The sequence below is a fragment of the Schlesneria sphaerica genome, from assembly GCF_044336245.1.
GTDB lineage: Bacteria > Planctomycetota > Planctomycetia > Planctomycetales > Planctomycetaceae > Schlesneria > Schlesneria sphaerica.
In genome coordinates, this window is record NZ_CP172346.1 from 4,159,924 (window position 1) to 4,178,005 (window position 18,082).

The 18,082-nt window shown below is 58.0% G+C and carries 9 protein-coding genes and 1 tRNA gene; 6 read left to right on the forward strand and 4 right to left on the reverse strand.

All coding sequences use genetic code 11. From position 1 onward, the window contains the following. Positions 1-146: 146 nt before the first annotated feature. From ACGY09_RS15120 to ACGY09_RS15140, 5 genes are all read left to right on the forward strand, one after another. Positions 147-1,709 (forward strand): hypothetical protein, encoded by a 1,563-nt coding sequence (locus tag ACGY09_RS15120; protein WP_397568379.1) that lies wholly within the window; start codon positions 147-149, stop codon positions 1,707-1,709. Between the two features lie 356 nt (positions 1,710-2,065). Beyond that, positions 2,066-2,803, forward strand: coding sequence for a biotin/lipoate A/B protein ligase family protein (locus tag ACGY09_RS15125; protein WP_397568380.1), 738 nt, complete (start codon positions 2,066-2,068; stop codon positions 2,801-2,803). Between the two features lie 229 nt (positions 2,804-3,032). After that, positions 3,033-3,944: an FHA domain-containing protein gene (locus tag ACGY09_RS15130; protein WP_397568381.1), complete on the forward strand. Its 912-nt coding sequence runs from the start codon at positions 3,033-3,035 to the stop codon at positions 3,942-3,944. Positions 3,945-4,066: 122 nt separating this feature from the next. Continuing rightward, positions 4,067-4,276, forward strand: a complete 210-nt coding sequence (locus ACGY09_RS15135) for a hypothetical protein (RefSeq protein ID WP_373649399.1) — start codon at positions 4,067-4,069, stop codon at positions 4,274-4,276. Between the two features lie 23 nt (positions 4,277-4,299). Beyond that, on the forward strand, positions 4,300-4,632 hold the full coding sequence (locus tag ACGY09_RS15140; protein ID WP_397568382.1) for a rhodanese-like domain-containing protein: 333 nt from the start codon (positions 4,300-4,302) through the stop codon (positions 4,630-4,632). 81 nt (positions 4,633-4,713) lie between these two features. On the opposite strand, the gene ACGY09_RS15145 is transcribed toward ACGY09_RS15140, so the two are convergent. The 4 genes from ACGY09_RS15145 to ACGY09_RS15160 form a co-directional block, all read right to left on the reverse strand. Further along, entirely contained in the window at positions 4,714-5,847 is a 1,134-nt protein-coding gene (locus ACGY09_RS15145) for a DUF4931 domain-containing protein (protein WP_397568383.1), read from the reverse strand. Between the two features lie 42 nt (positions 5,848-5,889). Beyond that, positions 5,890-7,419 carry a glycogen synthase GlgA gene (gene glgA, locus ACGY09_RS15150; protein ID WP_397568384.1) on the reverse strand — a complete coding sequence of 510 codons (1,530 nt, stop codon included), beginning with the start codon at positions 7,417-7,419 and terminating at the stop codon, positions 5,890-5,892. 483 nt (positions 7,420-7,902) lie between these two features. Beyond that, positions 7,903-7,989, reverse strand: a tRNA-Ser gene (locus tag ACGY09_RS15155). A 157-nt stretch (positions 7,990-8,146) separates the two neighbouring features. Beyond that, on the reverse strand, positions 8,147-8,398 hold the full coding sequence (locus tag ACGY09_RS15160; RefSeq protein ID WP_373649396.1) for a hypothetical protein: 252 nt from the start codon (positions 8,396-8,398) through the stop codon (positions 8,147-8,149). Between the two features lie 755 nt (positions 8,399-9,153). Here ACGY09_RS15160 and ACGY09_RS15165 point away from each other — a divergent pair. Further along, positions 9,154-18,075 carry a GH36-type glycosyl hydrolase domain-containing protein gene (locus ACGY09_RS15165; RefSeq protein ID WP_397568385.1) on the forward strand — a complete coding sequence of 2,974 codons (8,922 nt, stop codon included), beginning with the start codon at positions 9,154-9,156 and terminating at the stop codon, positions 18,073-18,075. Positions 18,076-18,082: the final 7 nt, after the last annotated feature.

Genomic DNA, 18,082 nt, shown 5'->3' on the forward strand with positions numbered 1-18,082 from the left:
GCTGGAACTTCGTCCGGTCGTGATGTTCATCGCGCTATCAGTCATGCCATGGATACGGATCTGTCTTGAATCAGTGTTGAGATAAGTGACGCGGAGACGCGCTTTACCCCAAAGTTCGCTTGATCACCGCGAGAAGAATTAGAACCATGCCCATTCAGTTTGCCGGGTCGAGCTCGACTGGCGACCGTCGACGGCGCAGGCTGGCTGTCAACGGCGATGGTATTTCTCTGGAGACAACCTCCCTCGGAGCAGAGCGAGGACGGATTCAGTCACAGCTCGTCGCCTCATCCGCCGCCGCACCGTGGGTTCCCGTATCTGAACTGCGGATCTGGATTTATGCGGGGATTGTGGGGGTGCTGCTGCTGGGGCTGACGGTCGCGATGACGCGGCCGCTCCCCTTCCGTCCGGTGCTGAATCCCTTTGTGGAGCTGCTGCTGTCGGGCGAGCGTCCGCGGCTGTTGGTTGTTGTTTCCACCCTCTTTCTGGCGCTATCGACTCAGTTGGGGCTGCTGATTACCTGGTATCGGTCACAGTGTAAGCTCGATTTCAGTGGTCGTTATCGTGTCTGGCCCTGGGCGGCCGGGCTGTTGGGTGTGGGGACGCTGACGGTTGCGACCGGTCTGCAGCGGGTGGTCGGTCAGGTGTTCGGACCGATGCTGGGGTTTGCCTGGCAAAGCGAAACCGTGGCCTGGCTGCTGCCGTTGTGTGTGGTCATGCTCCCCATGACGCTGCTGCTGGATCGGGAATTACGGCGAAGTCGTTCGAGTCTGTATACGCTCCGGCTGGCAGGGGCCTTGTGGTACGTGGCCGCGTGGCTGGAACTGTTCCGGGGCGAGCTGGCAAACGTCAGTGGTTTCGGTGTCGTCCGGCAGGTTCTGCCGATGTTCGCCAGCGGGACGTTGTTTCTGGGGCTGTGGCTGCATGCTCGCATCGTCGCGTATGTCTGTCCTGATCCTCCCGAGCTGGCGGAGCCGAGTGCCGGGTCGGTTCTCTGGAAAGCGGCCGTCTGGTGTGCGAGTCGCCTGAAGTTCTGGAAGCGGCGATCGGCTGTCGCCGCCGTTGATGAAGACGAAGTCGAAAAGCCGAAGCGACGGCGCAAAAAGGTCGAGGTGGAAGAGGCCACGGCGCCAAAGCGGAAGAGGAAGGCACCCGCCAAACGAGCCGCACCGAAAACGCGTGCGAAGGTGAAACAGCCGGAATACGAAGAAGAGGTGGAAGAGCAGGAAGAACAGGTCGACGCGTCGGCCTATGAATCGTACGAAGAGTCTGAAGGAGACGGTTCAGCGTACGAAGAGTCTGCGGCCGAGGAATCGTGGTCGGAGCCTGAAGCGGACCAGTCGGAAGAGTGGGTCGAAGAGGAGGCGGAAGCTGCTGCCGAGGTGGAAAGCAGTGCGTTTGTGGAGTCTCACAAGTCGCACGGAAATAAAGCTCCCGCACCTCACTTCTCGCAACCGGTTTCGCAGCAGGAGGAAGACTACTCCGAGTCGGCAGACCACAGTTCCTATCAGTCGTCGGAGTCGTATGAATCGAGTGACAGTGGTGGCCATGACAGTGGTGTCCATGACGGCAGTGGTTATGCCGGTGGTGGTGAAGAGGATGACGAGGATTCCGGTGGGGGCCTCACCGCAGACCAGATGAAGGGGCTGAGCAAGAAGCAGAAGCGCGAGTTGAAGCGGCAGCAGCGTGAGAAGCAGCGCGGCCGTGGTTAACGTGGCCGGGAGTAGGTTAGTAAGGCCCCTCTGCAGGGGGACGGGCGACTAACACGTTTGTAATAATTGCAATTTCCTGTTCTGCCGTGGACATTGGTAAAATAGAGAGCGGCTTGAGACGACTTCAGGGTCGTTGTCGAGTCAGCAGGGGGCTGGTCGGCGGGCGACGTTCGATCGAGAGAGCAGGTGAGGAGCGGTTTCTCGGGTTCCTCACCGGATCGGCATCGTCAGCCTGATCGTTTTGTATAGAATTCCTCCCGGGATGGAGCGTCTCGCGAAGGGACGTTCTGGAAGGGGTTGAGAACCAAAACCGGGCTGCGAAGCGATCCGGTTCCTCTGTGGAAGGTTGTCCATTGATGCAGCGGCTGACTCATTTACGCGTCATTCTTGAGACCGAGCCCCAGTCGGGGGTCTGGAATATGGCCGTGGATGAGGCGCTGCTGCTGTCGGCGATTTCGTCGGAGGTTGCGACACTGCGGTGGTACCAGTGGAAAGAGCCGACGGTCTCGCTGGGATACTTTCAAAAGTCGGCTGACTTTGAAGTGGATTCGGTCCTGTCGCAGCTCCCTGTCGTGCGGCGATTGTCGGGGGGAGGGGCGATTCTCCACGATTGCGAATGGACTTACAGTCTGACAGTTCCCCCCGTGCAAAAGCTGTTCAGTCTGCCTGAAGAACTTTATGACATCGTGCACGGGTCGCTGGTGGCAAGTTTGAATCGCCTGGGGTTCCCGATTGCCGCTCGCGGGGTCTCGTCAAAGCTGGGTGAAGAGCCTTTGTTGTGCTTCCAGCGCCGAGATTCGCATGATCTGGTCGTGCATGGCCAGAAGGTGGTCGGAAGTGCTCAACGTCGCCGGCGGGGAGCCGTTTTGCAACACGGAAGTTTAATTTTGCACGCCTCTGCGGCGGCGCCGGCGGTGGCGGGGCTGGCGGACCTTTGCGAGGCTGACGTCCCCCCGGATCTGGCCCGTGTTCTGGCGGTTCCGCTGGCAGAAGCGGTCGCGGAAAGCTGGACGTTTGGTGAGCTGACGGAACAGGAAAAACAGGCTGCTGCAGAATTGTGTTCGACGGATGAATCGCGTGTGAAAGGGAGGTAGTCCATGGCGTGTGGTGCGGCGAATACTCGTTGACAGTCTTTCGATAAGGCGTTAGCGTGATAGTGGTTCCCGGTAACCACGAACGGGCCATTGCGTTCCCTTCAAATCCCCGGCGTGGTCGTCATGCCAAAGTCATTTCAAAACGACGTGTCCGTTAGCGGATGTACAATCGCGAGAGTGGATGCCCATCTCGATTGATGGACCTCTGAGTTTAGGGAGTGTCTGATTCATGTTGCAGGCCGAACTGAAAATCCTTGGTGGCAAGCACCAGGGCAAAATAATACCGCTGGCGACGAAAAAGTTTCTCGTTGGCCGTGAGCAGGATTGCCATCTGAGGCCCAATAGCGACCTGGTCAGCCGCCACCACTGCGTCTTTTCGATCGACGAGTACGCCATTCGTCTGCGCGACCTGGGAAGTACTAACGGCACCCTGGTGAACGGCACCAGCCTGCGTGGTGAAGTGAATCTCAAGTCGGGTGACCGGGTTTCGATCGGGAAGCTCGAACTGGAAGTCATCATCCGACAGGCGACCGCCAAGTCGTCGCCGCGACCGGCTGCCGCTCCCGAGCCCGTTGCCGAGTTGTCGTCGGGCCTCTCGACCACCGAGCTTCCTTCTTCGTCGGAAGAGACCGAGACCAGCTACGAGATGCCTGCCTACGTCGACCCCGCGGCAGCCGGCATGCCCACTCAGGACACCGCGATCATCGGTGCCCCGGTGCCGCTCCAGTATCCACCACAGGGGATGCCAGGTTATCCGCAGGGGTATCCCGGATATCCACCGATGGTTCCTCCCGGCTATCAAATGCCGCCGGGCTACATGCCAGGGGCCTATCCGCAGTATCCACCCGGCTACGGTCAGCCACCCGGTTACCCTCCGCAAATGGGTTACCCCATGGGTTATCCCCAGATGATGCCCATGCAGGGATATCCTGGTGGTGCCGTCGCGGCTCCGGTGGAAGAGCCCGAGCCAGACGCTGCAGCTCCTTCGGGCGAATTGGCGGTGCGATTGCCGAACCCGGAAGATACGGGCGTTAAAACCGTCGCCCCGGCAGCGGCTCCTGCGGGGGGCGCGAAGCAGGAAGAAAAGCCTTCCAATACGGCGGCGGACATCATCAAGCAGTACATGAATCGCCGCAGTTGACGGTCCTTCTGTCTTGAAGCATGCGATAGACGGACCCTGGAGATGTTTCCGCATGTGATGTGACATTTGTCATTCAGTCAATTCGGATCGAGATCAGGTCAGAATCGTTCAGGAGTAAGAGCATGTCGAGTGGCGACCCCTCAGCAGCCGATCAACAGCGTCGCTATCGTGAGTTTCTGGATCTGATGCCCCTGACGATTTCCATCGCCGGGCTGCCCGCCAGTGAACCCGGCAAGTACTACACCGAAGAACAGATGGAAACCCGGATCTTTGCATTACGTCATGCCTACAAGATGGCACGTCAGTTTGCTCGCGAGCAGATTGCCCGCTGAAGATGGCCGTTTAAGGATGAACAATGAGCGCCCCCCTGGAAGTCGACTGTCAGCACGTCAAAGCCCGTCTCGACGCGCAGCAGCCATTCCTGTTTCTCGACTGCCGTGAACGTGACGAATACGAAACGGCTCATATTGAATCGACGACCCTCATTCCGATGAGCGAGCTCGCGCAGCGGGTGGGGGAACTGGAAATCCATCGCGATTCCCCCATCATCGTGCATTGTCACCATGGGGGCCGCAGCATGCGCGTGACCAACTGGTTGCGTCAGCAGGGATTCTCACAGGTCTCGAACATGGCCGGTGGAATCGATGAATGGTCTCAAACGATCGATCCCTCGATCCCCCGCTACTGACAACTGCTGAGGGAAACGGTTCTGCCGCCAGAGCCTCATCGTAATGGCTCTTGCGTGGGTGACGGGGTGGCTCATCGCCCGCTAAATGACAATCTCCCGCAGTTGCCCGGCGGCGGTCTCGGGAAAGACCGGATTGATATAAAAGCCGCTGCCCCATTCGAAGCCGGCAACACTGGTCAGGCGGGGGAAGATCTCCAGGTGCCAGCGGTACCAGGGGAGTTCCGGCTCATTCAAGGGTGCGGTGTGAATAACATAGTTATAAGGTGGATTACTAAGGCCCTGATCGAGCTTACATAGCACTACCTTGAGAATATAAGCCAGGTCCGTGAGGTCGTCCGGCTGCAGGTTTTCATAATGACTCTGCTGCCGCTTGGGCAGCAGGCAGGTCTCATAGGGAAATCGGCTGGCATAAGGGCAGAAAGCGATAAAGCGGTCGCTTTCGAAGACGATTCGCTCACCCGTAAGGCGTTCCTGCCGGAGGAGCTCGTCAAAGATCGAATGCTGACGGGAGTCATAGAAGGCTCGCGCGGCCGCGATCTCTTCGACAATCGTCACGGGAACGACCGGGCTGGCGATCAGTTGCGAATGCGAGTGGGGCAGGGATGCTCCGGCGCGAACGCCATTGTTCTTGAAGAGGGTGACATGGACCAGTCGAGCCTCGTTCCTGATCGCCTTCATGCGGTCCTGATAGGCCGACAGGACTTCGCGGATGTTGTCGAGCGTGAGTCGGGCGAGGTTGGTTTCCGCATGAGGGCATTCGATGATGACCTCATGCAGTCCGAACCCGTTTAAGGACTGGTACAGGTCGCCGGTGAGAGGGTGGAGTTCGCCCACCGGTTCCAGTGCCGGGAACTTGTTCGGGACGACGCGGACTCGCCAGCCCGGCTGGTTGGGTTGGGAACCGGGGTTGCGGTAGGCCAGGACTTCGGGGGGCGTGGCGTGCTCATTCCCTTCGGCGAACGGATCAAAGGGGGGCTCGGTGGTCGGTGCGGTGGCATCAACTTTAGGGTGGCGACGACGGACGGTGCTGCGGCTGCGGAAACCGCGACGGCGACAGCCGGGTGTACCGCGATCGGCGGAGTGCTCCGGGTTGGGGCTAGTGGGATGAGGGGGCGGGAGGGGGTCAGGGAGTTGCAGTTGGATCGGCCGCCGAGCTCGCTCGGGTGCCATGACGACCCAGCGCTGCAGCAGCGGATCTTTGCGGAGTTCGGGCATCCCGGAGCCTCTGTTCGATCAGTGATGGGGCAGGGCTGTCGCTCAGCTTCCCACGACACTTCGGGTGGTCGAGTCACTGGTAGGGCGGGAATTCCGACGCTTTTCGAGGGCAAGTTCGTAGACTCGCTGATACTCGTTGGCGCTATGCGTCCAGGACCAGTCCTGTTTCATTCCCGTCTGCTGGAGGGAGGACCACTTCTGCTTGTCTGCAAACAGGGCCCGTGCCCGGCAGATGTTCCAGAACAGGACGTCGCTGCGGAATTCACGGAAGGCAAAGCCGTTGGCGGTTCGATTGGCGAGGTTCTCGTCAGAGGAATCGACAACGGAATCAGCAAGGCCCCCCACAGCACGGACGATGGGGACCGTTCCATAGAGCAGGCTATACATCTGGTTGAGGCCGCATGGCTCAAACTCGCTCGGCATGAGGAACGCGTCGGCTCCGGCTTCAATCTGATGCGACAGGGGTTCGTCGTAGCCGATCCGGGTGGCCACTTTCCCGGGGTGGCTTTCGGCAAGTTTCGTCAGCAGTTGCTCAAAACGAGGTTCACCCGAACCAAGGAAAACGAATTGAATGTCCTGATCCATCAACATGGAGGAGCATTGTTCGACCAGTTGGAAGCCCTTCTGGTGCGTCATCCGCGAGATGCTGCCCAGCAGCATGACGTCCGGGCGAACAGGCAAACCGAGGCGGCGCTGCAGTTCGGCCTTACAGGCCGCTTTTCCTTCTGCCACCGTGGCCGCGGTGTAGTTCTGGGCGATGTGCGGGTCGGTAGCGGGGTTCCAGACTTCGGTATCAACGCCGTTGAGGATGCCGAACAGGTCGTCATGCCGGGAGGAAAGAGCGGCGTTGAGTCCGCAGCCGAACTCGGGCGTCTGGATCTCGCGAGAGTAAGTCGGGCTGACCGTGGTGACGAGGTCGGCAAAGGCGATCCCCGTTTTCAGCAGGTTCAGATGGCCGTAGCACTCCATTTGACGCCAGTTGAAGTACTTCCAGTCGAGCCCGGTCAGCAGCATGTCCCAGTGCCAGAACTGACCTTGAAAGGCCATGTTGTGGATCGTGAAGATCGAGGCCGTCCGTTCGAAGCCCGGAGAACCCTGGAATTCAATCTTGAAGAGGGCGGGGATCAGCCCTGTCTGCCAGTCGTTGGCGTGAATGATGTCGGGCTTCAGGTTAAGGAGGCGAGTCGCTTCCATGACGGCCCGGCTGAAGAAGATGAACCGTTCGCTGTTGTCCCGGTAGTCCTGCTCCTGCTCGACATAGAGTCCAGGGCGGTTGAAGTAGTGTGGCTGTTCAATCAGGTAGACCGTTGCTCGCGAGCCCGGCAGCGAGGACTTCAGGATCTGGCCTTCGACGTGTTTTGACCCCACGGTAACGCGGAATGTCAAGCCGGTAGGTTCGATCACCGGAACGCTGGATCCTCGTTTGGCGATGATCTGCTGGTAGAAAGGAGTAAACAATGAAACATCGTGACCCACCTGAGCCAACGCCTTGGGTAAGGCAGTTGCAACGTCCCCCAGGCCCCCCGTTTTGGAAAAAGGGACTGCCTCGGAACTGGCGAGTACGATCCGCATGAAATGACTGCCTCTCTGTTGGGAACGACTGGCTAATCCTGCCGAGCTTGCTTTCCGTTTTGGAAATCTCGTCCTTGATCTCGCTGGTGTCTCGACACGGTCCGGCGTCGACTAAAACCCCTGAGAGGCTTCAGATTGACATTCACCGGGGGTTACGTCGAGAGATCGATCTTCTTGGAGGATGCCAAAATCGGAAAGTCAGCGTATGCCGCACCGAAAACAACGAACGAACGACTCGGCCGGGAGTTCCCCTATGGTATTTTATCGAGCAACCAGAGGTCTGATTCCACTTGAATCCCGCACGTCAGACCGCTTTGGACGACTTTCCAGAAGCGATCGGCAAAAGCTGCGGGTCGATTCGGTCTCTGATGATTCCCGTAGCTTCCCAGATTGCGAATCCTGTCAGAAAGCGGGTTCCTCGGGGGCAGGCAGAACGAAAAAGAGCCTGCAAAACCTTAGCGGGTTCTGCAGGCCCTCAAGATGCGGAGAGGGAGGGATTCGAACCCTCGGTCCGGTTTCCCAGACACAGCATTTCCAGTGCTGCACAATCGGCCGCTCTGCCACCTCTCCGAGAAAACGATCGTATTTTGGTGCTGGCTTTCACATCCAATGGCGGTGGATGGGAAACCCTGAAGGGACTGACTTATCGGCGTTGGCTGATTCCGCTTCCCGGTCGGGAAGATTTGTCGCTCGTCGGTTCAGGGCTGGGATCGAGGCGCAGAAGGAACTATTCGGCTTCTGCAGCTGCCAGCTTTTCAGCCTTCCGCTGGGCGACAGCGGCGGTGTTGGCTTCAGTCACTCCAACAGCGGCCAGGCGTCGACGGACAGTACGGATTGTGGCGTTCAGCGAGCGCCATTTGGTGTTTCGCTTGAATTCGGCTTCCCCTAAGCCTTTCTCCTTGAGTGAGTTGGAGAAAGTTGCCAAATCCGCGTTGGCGGCTGCAAGTTGTCTTTCGAGAGTAGTTCGCGACAAAGGCATGACTCAGGCTCTTTCACGGGACATTATGGCCGAAACGCTCACCACGAGGTTGCTCGCAATGAAGTTCAGGCCGCGGACGTGTTGGACCGCAGTAACAGAACTCGGTTCGTCGAAACGCTAGATTCTACAGATGCAGACTCACTCCGCAACCCCTGAATCGGTAGAGTCGACGTAATCTCGTTCCCTGTGATTTTTGGACGACGGAAAGAAGTGGCTTCCCCGTCCCCCGTTAACCACACTTTTAACACGGGATACTTCGGTTTGCGGACGAGTTGATCTGAAGTCGCAATCATCCACTTTGAAAATGTAGAGCTGCTTGGCAATCCCCGTCAACCCGTGACGGGCTGTCGCAAGAGTCCGCGTGCACGGCCTGTGAGAGGGAACAGATCAAAGTAGTGAGAATGGCGGCTCATCGACCAGCCTGGTCCTCCAGGGCTTCATTTCAATGTTGAGTCAGCATCAGGCCGTCACAGGAAATTGATGTAATTTGACGTAAATCGTGATCGCACATGGATGTGGTACTCCGATTGCATGGACCCGCGAGACGCGTTGGTGGTTGTGATTGGGGGGGATTTCCGCTAAGAGAACTGTTGTCAGGATCTGGCAGCAGGAGCGGAGACTCTGCTCAGATCACAACATCGGAAGACTAATTTCGGTAGCAGACCTGAACGGTAGGCGAGGTGAATAGTGGGCCGACGCGGTAGACCTCTGGAGCGGGGTTAGATTGCGTCGGCCTTTTTCTTTGGATGGACAGCATGCCCTTGAAGTTACGTAGCAAAACGATTCGTAAAGGGATTGATCGCCTCAAGGCGAGAATCGGAGTCGATGGTCTTTTCCGCGAATTTGGGAATGATCTGCCGCTTCGCTCGGATCTCTTCAGTCTGGCTCAACTCGAAGAACACGCTGAAGCCCTGGCGGCGTGGCACGAGATTGACCCGAACCCGGCTCCAGACCGGCTGTTGCTGCGTTTGACTGATAATCAGAATATTCTAAAGCAAACGTATAAGCTGCTTCTCGAAGCGGTGCAGAACGACCGCCACAACGTCCCCGCGGGCGAGTGGCTGCTGGACAACTACTACCTTATCGAGGAACAAATTCGCACGGCGCGGCGGCACCTGCCACGTCAGTACAGCCGGGACTTGCCGCGGCTTTTGAATGGGCCGTCTGCAGGTTATCCTTGCGTCTACGATTTGGCGCTGGAGCTGATTTCCCATGTGGATGGTCGCATCGATGCGGAAAGCCTGCGGACATTCGTGGCCGCCTACCAGCGCGAGCGTCCGCTGAAGCTGGGCGAACTCTGGGCTGTCCCGATCATGATGCGACAGGCGCTGATCGAGAATCTGCGCCGTGTGGCGGCCCGCATTGCTACGGGACGCATCGACCGGGATGCTGCGACGCTGTGGGCAGGCCGCTTTATCCACTGCGTTGAGACGACTCCGAAGGATCTGGTTCTCTGTCTGGCCGATATGGCCCGGCCTAACCCGGTCCTTTCCAGTGCATTCGTCGCCGAACTGGCTCGCCGGTTGAGCGGGCAAAGTCCGTCACTGGCGTTCCCGCTCACCTGGGTCGAGCAACGATTGTCTGAGAACGGACAGACGATCGAACAGATGGTGCAGACCGAGGGACATCAGCAGGCCGTCGATCAGGTTTCAATTGGCAACAGCATCAACAGTCTGCGGGAACTCGAGGCGATTGACTGGCGTGACTTTGTCGAGCGGCTGAGTGTCGTCGAAGTGGCCCTCCGGCAGGATCCGGCGCGCGTTTATGCCCGGATGGATTTCAACACACGGGACCAGTATCGCCATGTCGTGGAAGAAGTCGCCAAATATAGCCATCTCTCGGAAAAAGAGGTGGCGTTTCAAGCCATTCAGCTGGCCCGACGCAGCGAACTGGCGCATGGCCACACGAATCGGAAATCGCATGTCGGGTACTACCTCGTCGGCAAAGGTTTGCACGATCTCGAAGCCGCATGCCGGATGAAGGGGACGCTGTTCTCGCGCGTGAAGAGAGTGGCGAGTTACTTCCCGCTGACGAATTACCTTGGCTCGATCGGATTGATTTCGATTGCGGTGGCCGCACTGGTATTGAATCTGTCGCCGGCTGTTGGCACCAATCCTTACTGGTTCTGGTTCCTGGCAGCGCTGCTCACACTGAGCGGCAGCCATCTGGGGGTTGGGCTGGTGAACTGGCTGACGACGATGCTGATTCGCCCGCACCGATTGCCGCGGATGGATTTCTCGGCGGGGATCCCCGACAGCGACCGTGCGATGGTCGCGATTCCGACGATGCTGGTTTCGAAAGAGTCGGTGAAGCGGCTGCTTGAGGGACTTGAAGTTCGCTATCTGGCGAATCGGGATCCGAACCTCAGGTTCTGCCTGCTGACGGATCTGAGAGATGCCGAGCAAGAAGTGATGCCGGGTGATGAAGAGTTGATCGCGGCTGCGGCAGCAGGAATCGAGGAACTCAATTGGAAGTACCGGGGGGCCGTCGAACCCGGCATGAACGGCAGTGAATCACTGACCTTCAGCGGATCTTTTTTCCTCTTTCACCGGCCACGTCGCTGGAACGAGCAAGAAAAGATCTGGATGGGATACGAGCGAAAGCGAGGCAAACTCGGAGACCTCAATCAACTCTTATTGACAGGTGCGACGGAGGCGTTTTCCGTCATCGTGGGGGACGTCAAGTCTCTTCCAAAGATGAAGTACGTGATCACGCTGGATACGGACACTCTGTTACCACGAGACGCCGCCCGGCAATTAATCGGCACGATGGCCCATCCGCTCAATCAGGCTCTGATCGATTCCAGGCGAAACCGCGTCGTTGAAGGGTATGGAATCCTGCAACCGGGGGTGGCGATCAGTTTTGAGAAGACGAGACCTTCCTGGTATCTCAAGTTGTTCGGGGGCGAGCCGGGGATCGATCCTTATACTCAGGCGATATCTGATGTCTATCAGGACGTTTTCGGGGAAGGATCGTTTATCGGCAAGGGGATCTATGATATCGACGCGTTCTCACGCACGATGGATGGCAGGTTCCCCGAGAATCGCATCCTCAGCCACGACCTGCTGGAAGGGTGCTATGCCCGATCAGGCCTTGCCAGCGACATTTCCGTATTCGAAAGCTTTCCGCTGAAATTCGAGACGGATGTCAGTCGAAGGCATCGCTGGGTTCGAGGCGACTGGCAGATTGCCGGCTGGTTGATTCCAGGACGGGACAACCCCATCAGCCTGTTGTCCCGCTGGAAGATCTTGGACAACCTTCGCCGAAGCCTGGTACCCCTCGCGCTGACGCTGGTTCTGGTCCTCGGCTGGCTGGTGCATCCGCACGCCCAGTTGTGGACCGTGACGGTGCTGGGAATTATTGTGATTCCGTCCGTTTGCGTGTCACTTGTCGCCCTGGTTCGGAAAGCAGCGGAGTCCCCTCAGGCATCGACATTGCGCCCCGCCGTCAAGTCGATCGGAATGAGCCTTGCCCGGGCCGCACTGATTTTCATTTTCCTGCCGTATGATGCTTTCATCTGCGCGGATGCCATCATCAGGACCATTGTCCGCAGTTTGTGGACTCACCGGAAGATGCTGGAGTGGAAGACGGCCAGCGATGCGGAAAGTGAGTTGACCGATGATCTCGAATCGAGCTTCCGGCGAATGTGGTTTTCCCCGGCGTTTGCGTTGGTGATCGCACTGGGGCTGGCTGTGGTTCAGCCTGTCTCGTTATGGGTGGCATTCCCGATCCTCATGCTCTGGGCGGCTGCCCCTTACATCGCCTGGAAAATCAGTCAGCAGATTCCGCGACGCTCTGAATCGCTGGATGAAGACCAGAAGCTGTTTCTGCATCAGTTGACGCGTAAGACATGGAAGTTCTTCGAGACGTTTGTGGGGCCGGAAGATAACTGGTTGCCCCCCGATAATTTTCAGGAGTATCCTGCGCCGGTGGTGGCTCATCGGACGTCACCGACCAACATCGGGATGTCGCTCCTGGCAAACCTGGCCGCGTATGACTTCGGATATATTTCGACCGGTCGCTTGCTGGAGCGGACCGGGAATACTCTGAGGACTATGGAGTCGCTCGAGCGATTTCATGGTCACTTCCTGAACTGGTATGACACCCAGTCGCTTACTCCCCTCTTTCCGAAATATGTATCGGCTGTCGACAGCGGAAACCTTGCCGGGCACCTGTTGATCCTGCGGCGTGGATTGAAGGAACTGATCAGCAATCGGCTGATCTCGACAGGTTTCCTCAACTCGTTGGCAGTCACTCAGCGTCTGATTGAGGTAACGTCCAAAGAGCCAGTTCAGGGGCGAGTCGAGTCGAAAAAGAATAGAGCGCAAGAAGGTGGCGACGGGGCGCAGGCTTCCCTGAACGGGGCGTCAGCGAAGGGGGGCTCGGGGATGATTTCCTCGGGGCCAAAGCCACCTGACAACCTGCCCACTCTCGAGAGTGTACTGCAGCTTCTGCGACGCGGAGCGGATGCTCAGACGCGTCCAGCGACTCTGCTGGAAACCCAGCAATGGTTGCAACAGATGCAAACCGCTTCGGCTGCCATTGTGGAATGGGGTCACAATCGGGAATCGGAGGCTGTGCGTGAGATTCTGAAGGATCTGAATCAGCAATGTCGTGGAGTTCTTGACGACTTGTCATCGGTTGCGTTGTGGTTGGCGCACGCAGCGATTCCGCCGGAAGTCCATCGGAGTGGCAGCCATGAGCCGGCTTCGATGTCCAGGGAACTTCAGGAGATCGTCGACCGGCTGAATCGAATTCCGTCTCTCCGAGAGGTGTGCGATTTCGATCATCAACTGCTGCCGGGGATTGACAGGATCCTCAGTCTCGAGAAAACGGGCCCTGTTCTGGCACCGGCAGAGCGGAAATGGCTGGAACATCTTCGAGAACTGGTCTTACAGTCGACTCACACGGCATGTGAACGCGTACATCAGATCGAGGAACTGTCCGAACAATGTGCCGAGTTCGCCGATATTGAGTATGACTTCCTTTACGATTCTCGTCGTCGATTGCTCGCGATTGGCTTCAACGTCAGTGAACTGCGACGCGACGGCAGCTTCTATGATCTTCTTGCGTCGGAAGCACGGCTGGCAAGCTTCGTGGCCATTGCACAAGGCCGACTGTCGCAAGAGAATTGGTTCGCGCTGGGGCGTTCGCTTACCCGATCTCACGGGCAGTTGACGCTGCTGTCGTGGAGCGGATCGATGTTCGAGTATTTGATGCCGCTGCTGGTGATGCCCACTTATGACGATACGCTGCTTGATCAGACGTACCAGACGGTGATTGACCGCCAGATTCAATATGGACGGCAGCGCGGTGTTCCGTGGGGGGTCTCGGAATCGGGTTACAACGCTACCGATGCCAATATGAACTACCAGTACCGGGCGTTTGGTGTTCCAGGGCTGGGTTACAAGCGGGGACTTGCTGACGATCTGGTCATCGCTCCGTACGCAACGGCGATGGCACTGATGGTCTCCCCGCGGAAGGCCTGCATCAATCTGGAGATCATGAAGGCGAAAGGATTCGAAGGGGCGTATGGGTTTCATGAAGCTGTCGACTACACTCCGTCACGCCTTTCTCGGGGACAGACACACGCCGTGGTGCAGTCGTACATGGCGCACCATCAGGGAATGGCGTTTCTGTCGTTCGCCTATGTTCTGCTCAATCGACCAATGCAAAGACGGTTCGACAGCGACCCCGAGTTCCAGGCCGCCGATCTGCTGCTTCAGGAACGCATTCCTCACGCCGCACCCCTTTATCCGCACGCCAACGAGGCGGCTGCGGAAAGTCTCCCCTCGGCCGACAGTGCCGCTTTGATTCGCGTCTTTACGACTCCCAACACGCCCGCGCCGGAAGTTCACCTGCTCTCCAACGGCCGGTATCACGTGATGGTGACGAACAGTGGTGGAGGATACAGCCACTGGAAAGGGCTGACCGTCAACCGCTGGAGAGAAGACGCGACACGCGACAACACGGGAGTCTTCTGTTACCTGCGCGATGTGAGCAGCGGTGAGGTCTGGTCCACATCACACCAGCCGACACTGCAACCGACCAAACGATACGAAGCGATTTTCTCACAGGCGCGTGCTGAATTCCGCCGACGCGACAGCCAGATCAAACTGCACACGGAAATTGCGGTTTCTCCGGAAGATGACATTGAGATCCGACGAACCACGATTGTAAACCGGTCGAAGGTCCCCCGGACGATTGAGTTCACAAGTTACGCGGAAGTCGTACTGGCGGCGCCGAACTCCGAGGCCACGCATCCGGCATTCTCGAATTTGTTCGTGCAGACAGAAATTCTGACTTCACGGCAGGCGATCCTCTGCACTCGCCGTCCGCGGTCCAGCAACGAAAATCCTCCCTGGATGATTCACCTGCTGGACGTGCGGGGACCTGCAGAAGGAGAACCGACATACGAAACGGACCGCTTGAAGTTCATTGGTCGAAACCGTACACCGGCGAATCCCCAGGCACTCGAACGGGCGGCAAACTTGACCAACAGCGATGGTTCGGTGCTCGATCCGATCGTCGCCATCCGTCGCCGGGTGACGCTTGCACCCGATGAAGCGACCATTGTTGACCTTGTGATCGGGATGGCCGAATCACGCGAAACAGCGATGTCGCTGATCGATAAGTACCATGACCGTCATCTGGCGGATCGTATCTTCGATATGGCATGGACCCACGGTCAGGTTGTGCTTCGCCAACTGAATGCGACGGAGGCGGCCGCGCAACTGTATGGTCGCCTGGCCAGTTCAATTGTGTTTGCATCGAACCTGCGTCGTGCGAATCCGCTGATTCTCGCCAAGAATCAACGAGGACAATCAGGTCTGTGGGGGCACGGTATTTCAGGCGACCTGCCGATTGTGCTGCTGAAGATCTCCAATGCCGAGAAAATTGAGCTGGTGCGGCAACTTGTACAGGCTCACGCCTACTGGCGCCTGAAAGGATTGATCGTCGATCTGGTGATCTGGAACGAGGACTCATCAGGCTACCGGCAGGTCCTGCAGGATTTGATCATCGGGGTCATCTCGTCAGGGATGGGGGCGCATATGATGGACCGGCCGGGCGGCATCTTCGTCCGGCGAGGTGAGCAGATGTCTGATGAGGATCGAATCCTGCTACAGACAGTCGCGCGCGCCATCATCGTTGATTCCGAAGGGGCACTGGCTGATCAGATAGAGCGGCGAGCCCGAACCGACGTGAAAGTGGCCGAACTTGTTCCCACACGACCTCGTCGACAGGAAGCACCGTCATTTGCCTCGCCTCCGCGTCGCGATCTCTTGTACTTCAACGGTTACGGGGGATTCACTGCCGACGGGCATGAGTATGTCATTCGTGTGGAAGCGAATCAGTCGACTCCCGCTCCGTGGGTGAATGTGCTTGCCAATCCGCACTTCGGGACAGTGATCACAGAAAGCGGGGGGGCGTACACGTGGTGCGTGAACGCACACGAGTATCGCGTTACCCCGTGGAACAATGACCCCGTCTCGGATTCCACTGGCGAGGCGTTCTATATTCGTGATGAAGAGAGCGGGCAGTACTGGTCTCCCACACCGCAACCAGCGCGTGGCAGCCAACCCTATCTGTGTCGTCATGGGTTCGGGTATAGCGTCTATGAATACGCCGACAATGGCATTGCTTCTGAGCTTTGGGTCTATGTGGCAACGGACGCACCCATCAAGTTTGCCATGCTGAAAATCAAGAATGTCTCCGGACGGTCTCGCCGCCTGTCAGCGACGGCCTATTGCGAATGGGTTCTGGGAGAAATGCGTTCGAGAACCCAGATGCACGTCGTGACGGAAATCGATCCGAAGTGCGGAGCGTTAGTGGCGAGAAATCCCTACAGCATCGAATTCTCGGAACGGATTGCGTTCATGGATGTCAGCGATCCGATGCGCAGTGTCACGGGGGATCGGACTGAATTTCTGGGGCGAAACGGCAGCGTCTCCAAGCCTGACGCCTTGTCGCGGATGAGACTGTCCGGAAAGGTCGGAGCCGGATTTGATCCTTGTGGCGCGATGCAGGTCACGTTTGATCTTCCCGATAACCGCGAACGGGAAATCGTCTTTACGCTTGGTGTCGGCCGCGATATCGAAGATGTTCGGACGCTCGTTCAGCGGTTCCGCGGGCTGGAGCCTGCACAGCAGATGCTTCAAAGTGTCTGGGGATTCTGGAACCGGGCTCTGGGGGCCGTGCACGTTCAAACCCCCGATCCATCCCTCAACCTGATGGCCAATGGCTGGCTGTTGTACCAGACACTGTCCGCCCGTTTTTGGGCTCGCAGCGGTTACTACCAGTCTGGCGGCGCTTTCGGATTTCGTGATCAGCTGCAGGATGTGGCGGCGCTGCTGCATTCCGAGCCTCGGCTCATTCGGGAGCACCTGCTGGTATGTGCATCGCGCCAGTTCGTGGAAGGGGATGTCCAGCACTGGTGGCATCCTCCGCAGGGCCGCGGGGTGCGAACGCACTTTTCCGACGACTTCCTATGGCTTCCGCTGGTCACCTGCCGTTATGTGCTGGGGACAGGCGATACGGGAGTGCTGGATGAAATTGTTCCCTTCATTGAAGGTCGCCCCGTTAACCATGACGAAGAAGCCTACTACGACCTCCCCACCCATTCCGCAGAGGCAGCATCGCTTTATGAACACTGCGTTCGGGCCATCGTCAACGGGCTGTCGTTTGGTGTCCATGGGCTGCCCCTGATCGGGTGCGGTGACTGGAACGACGGCATGAATCTGGTGGGAGAGAAAGGGAAAGGAGAAAGCGTCTGGCTGGCGTTCTTCCTCTACGAAATTCTGGTGGAATTTTCGCAGATCGCTCGAATGCGGGGGGATCTGAATTTTGCCGATCGCTGCGAGGTGGAAGCGGCCCGGCTGAAAGAAAACGTGGAAAAGAATGCGTGGGACGGTGAGTGGTACCGCCGTGCTTACTTTGACAATGGCGAACCGCTCGGTTCCGCCACGAATGCGGAATGCCAGATCGATTCGCTGCCGCAGAGCTGGTCGATCCTGTCAGGTGCGGGGGATCCTGAACGATCTCGCATGGGGATGGAAGCTGTTTATCGACGGCTGGTCCGCCGCGAAAGTGGGTTGATCCAGTTGTTCGATCCTCCGTTCGACAAGTCGGCTCTGGATCCGGGTTATATCAAGGGCTATGTCCCGGGCGTTCGCGAGAACGGGGGACAGTATACGCACGCCGCCATCTGGACGGTGATGGCCTTTGCGGCCCTTGGAGATCATCGACGCGCCTGGGAACTTTTCTCGATGATCAATCCCATTAATCATGGGACAACACCCCAGCAGATCGCGATCTACAAGGTCGAACCTTATGTCGTTGCTGCCGATGTGTATGCCGTGTCGCCTCACACCGGTCGCGGTGGATGGACGTGGTACACCGGTTCGGCGGGATGGATGTATCGCCTGATTACCGAATCGCTGCTGGGTCTCCGTCTTGAAGTGGACAAACTGCGGCTGGCTCCCTGCCTGAATGTCGAGTGGAAGTCGATCGTCATTCATTACCGTTATCGCGAGACGTTCTATCACATCACCGTTCTTCAACCCGAGCCGAGCCGTAATGTCAAACGCGTCACCGTCGATGGAGTGGATCGCGAAGATCGTCTGATTCCGTTGCAAGATGACCGGCAGAATCATGTGGTGGAGGTGGAACTGGGTTAGAATAACG

Bases quoted from the DNA above. Each gene is read 5' to 3' on its own strand.
- ACGY09_RS15120 (WP_397568379.1), top strand. From the start codon at position 147: ATGCCCATTCAGTTTGCCGGGTCGAGCTCGACTGGCGACCGTCGACGG.
- ACGY09_RS15125 (WP_397568380.1), top strand. From the start codon at position 2,066: ATGCAGCGGCTGACTCATTTACGCGTCATTCTTGAGACCGAGCCCCAG.
- ACGY09_RS15130 (WP_397568381.1), top strand. From the start codon at position 3,033: ATGTTGCAGGCCGAACTGAAAATCCTTGGTGGCAAGCACCAGGGCAAA.
- ACGY09_RS15135 (WP_373649399.1), top strand. From the start codon at position 4,067: ATGTCGAGTGGCGACCCCTCAGCAGCCGATCAACAGCGTCGCTATCGT.
- ACGY09_RS15140 (WP_397568382.1), top strand. From the start codon at position 4,300: ATGAGCGCCCCCCTGGAAGTCGACTGTCAGCACGTCAAAGCCCGTCTC.
- ACGY09_RS15145 (WP_397568383.1), bottom strand. From the start codon at position 5,847: ATGCCCGAACTCCGCAAAGATCCGCTGCTGCAGCGCTGGGTCGTCATG.
- glgA (WP_397568384.1), bottom strand. From the start codon at position 7,419: ATGCGGATCGTACTCGCCAGTTCCGAGGCAGTCCCTTTTTCCAAAACG.
- ACGY09_RS15160 (WP_373649396.1), bottom strand. From the start codon at position 8,398: ATGCCTTTGTCGCGAACTACTCTCGAAAGACAACTTGCAGCCGCCAAC.
- ACGY09_RS15165 (WP_397568385.1), top strand. From the start codon at position 9,154: ATGCCCTTGAAGTTACGTAGCAAAACGATTCGTAAAGGGATTGATCGC.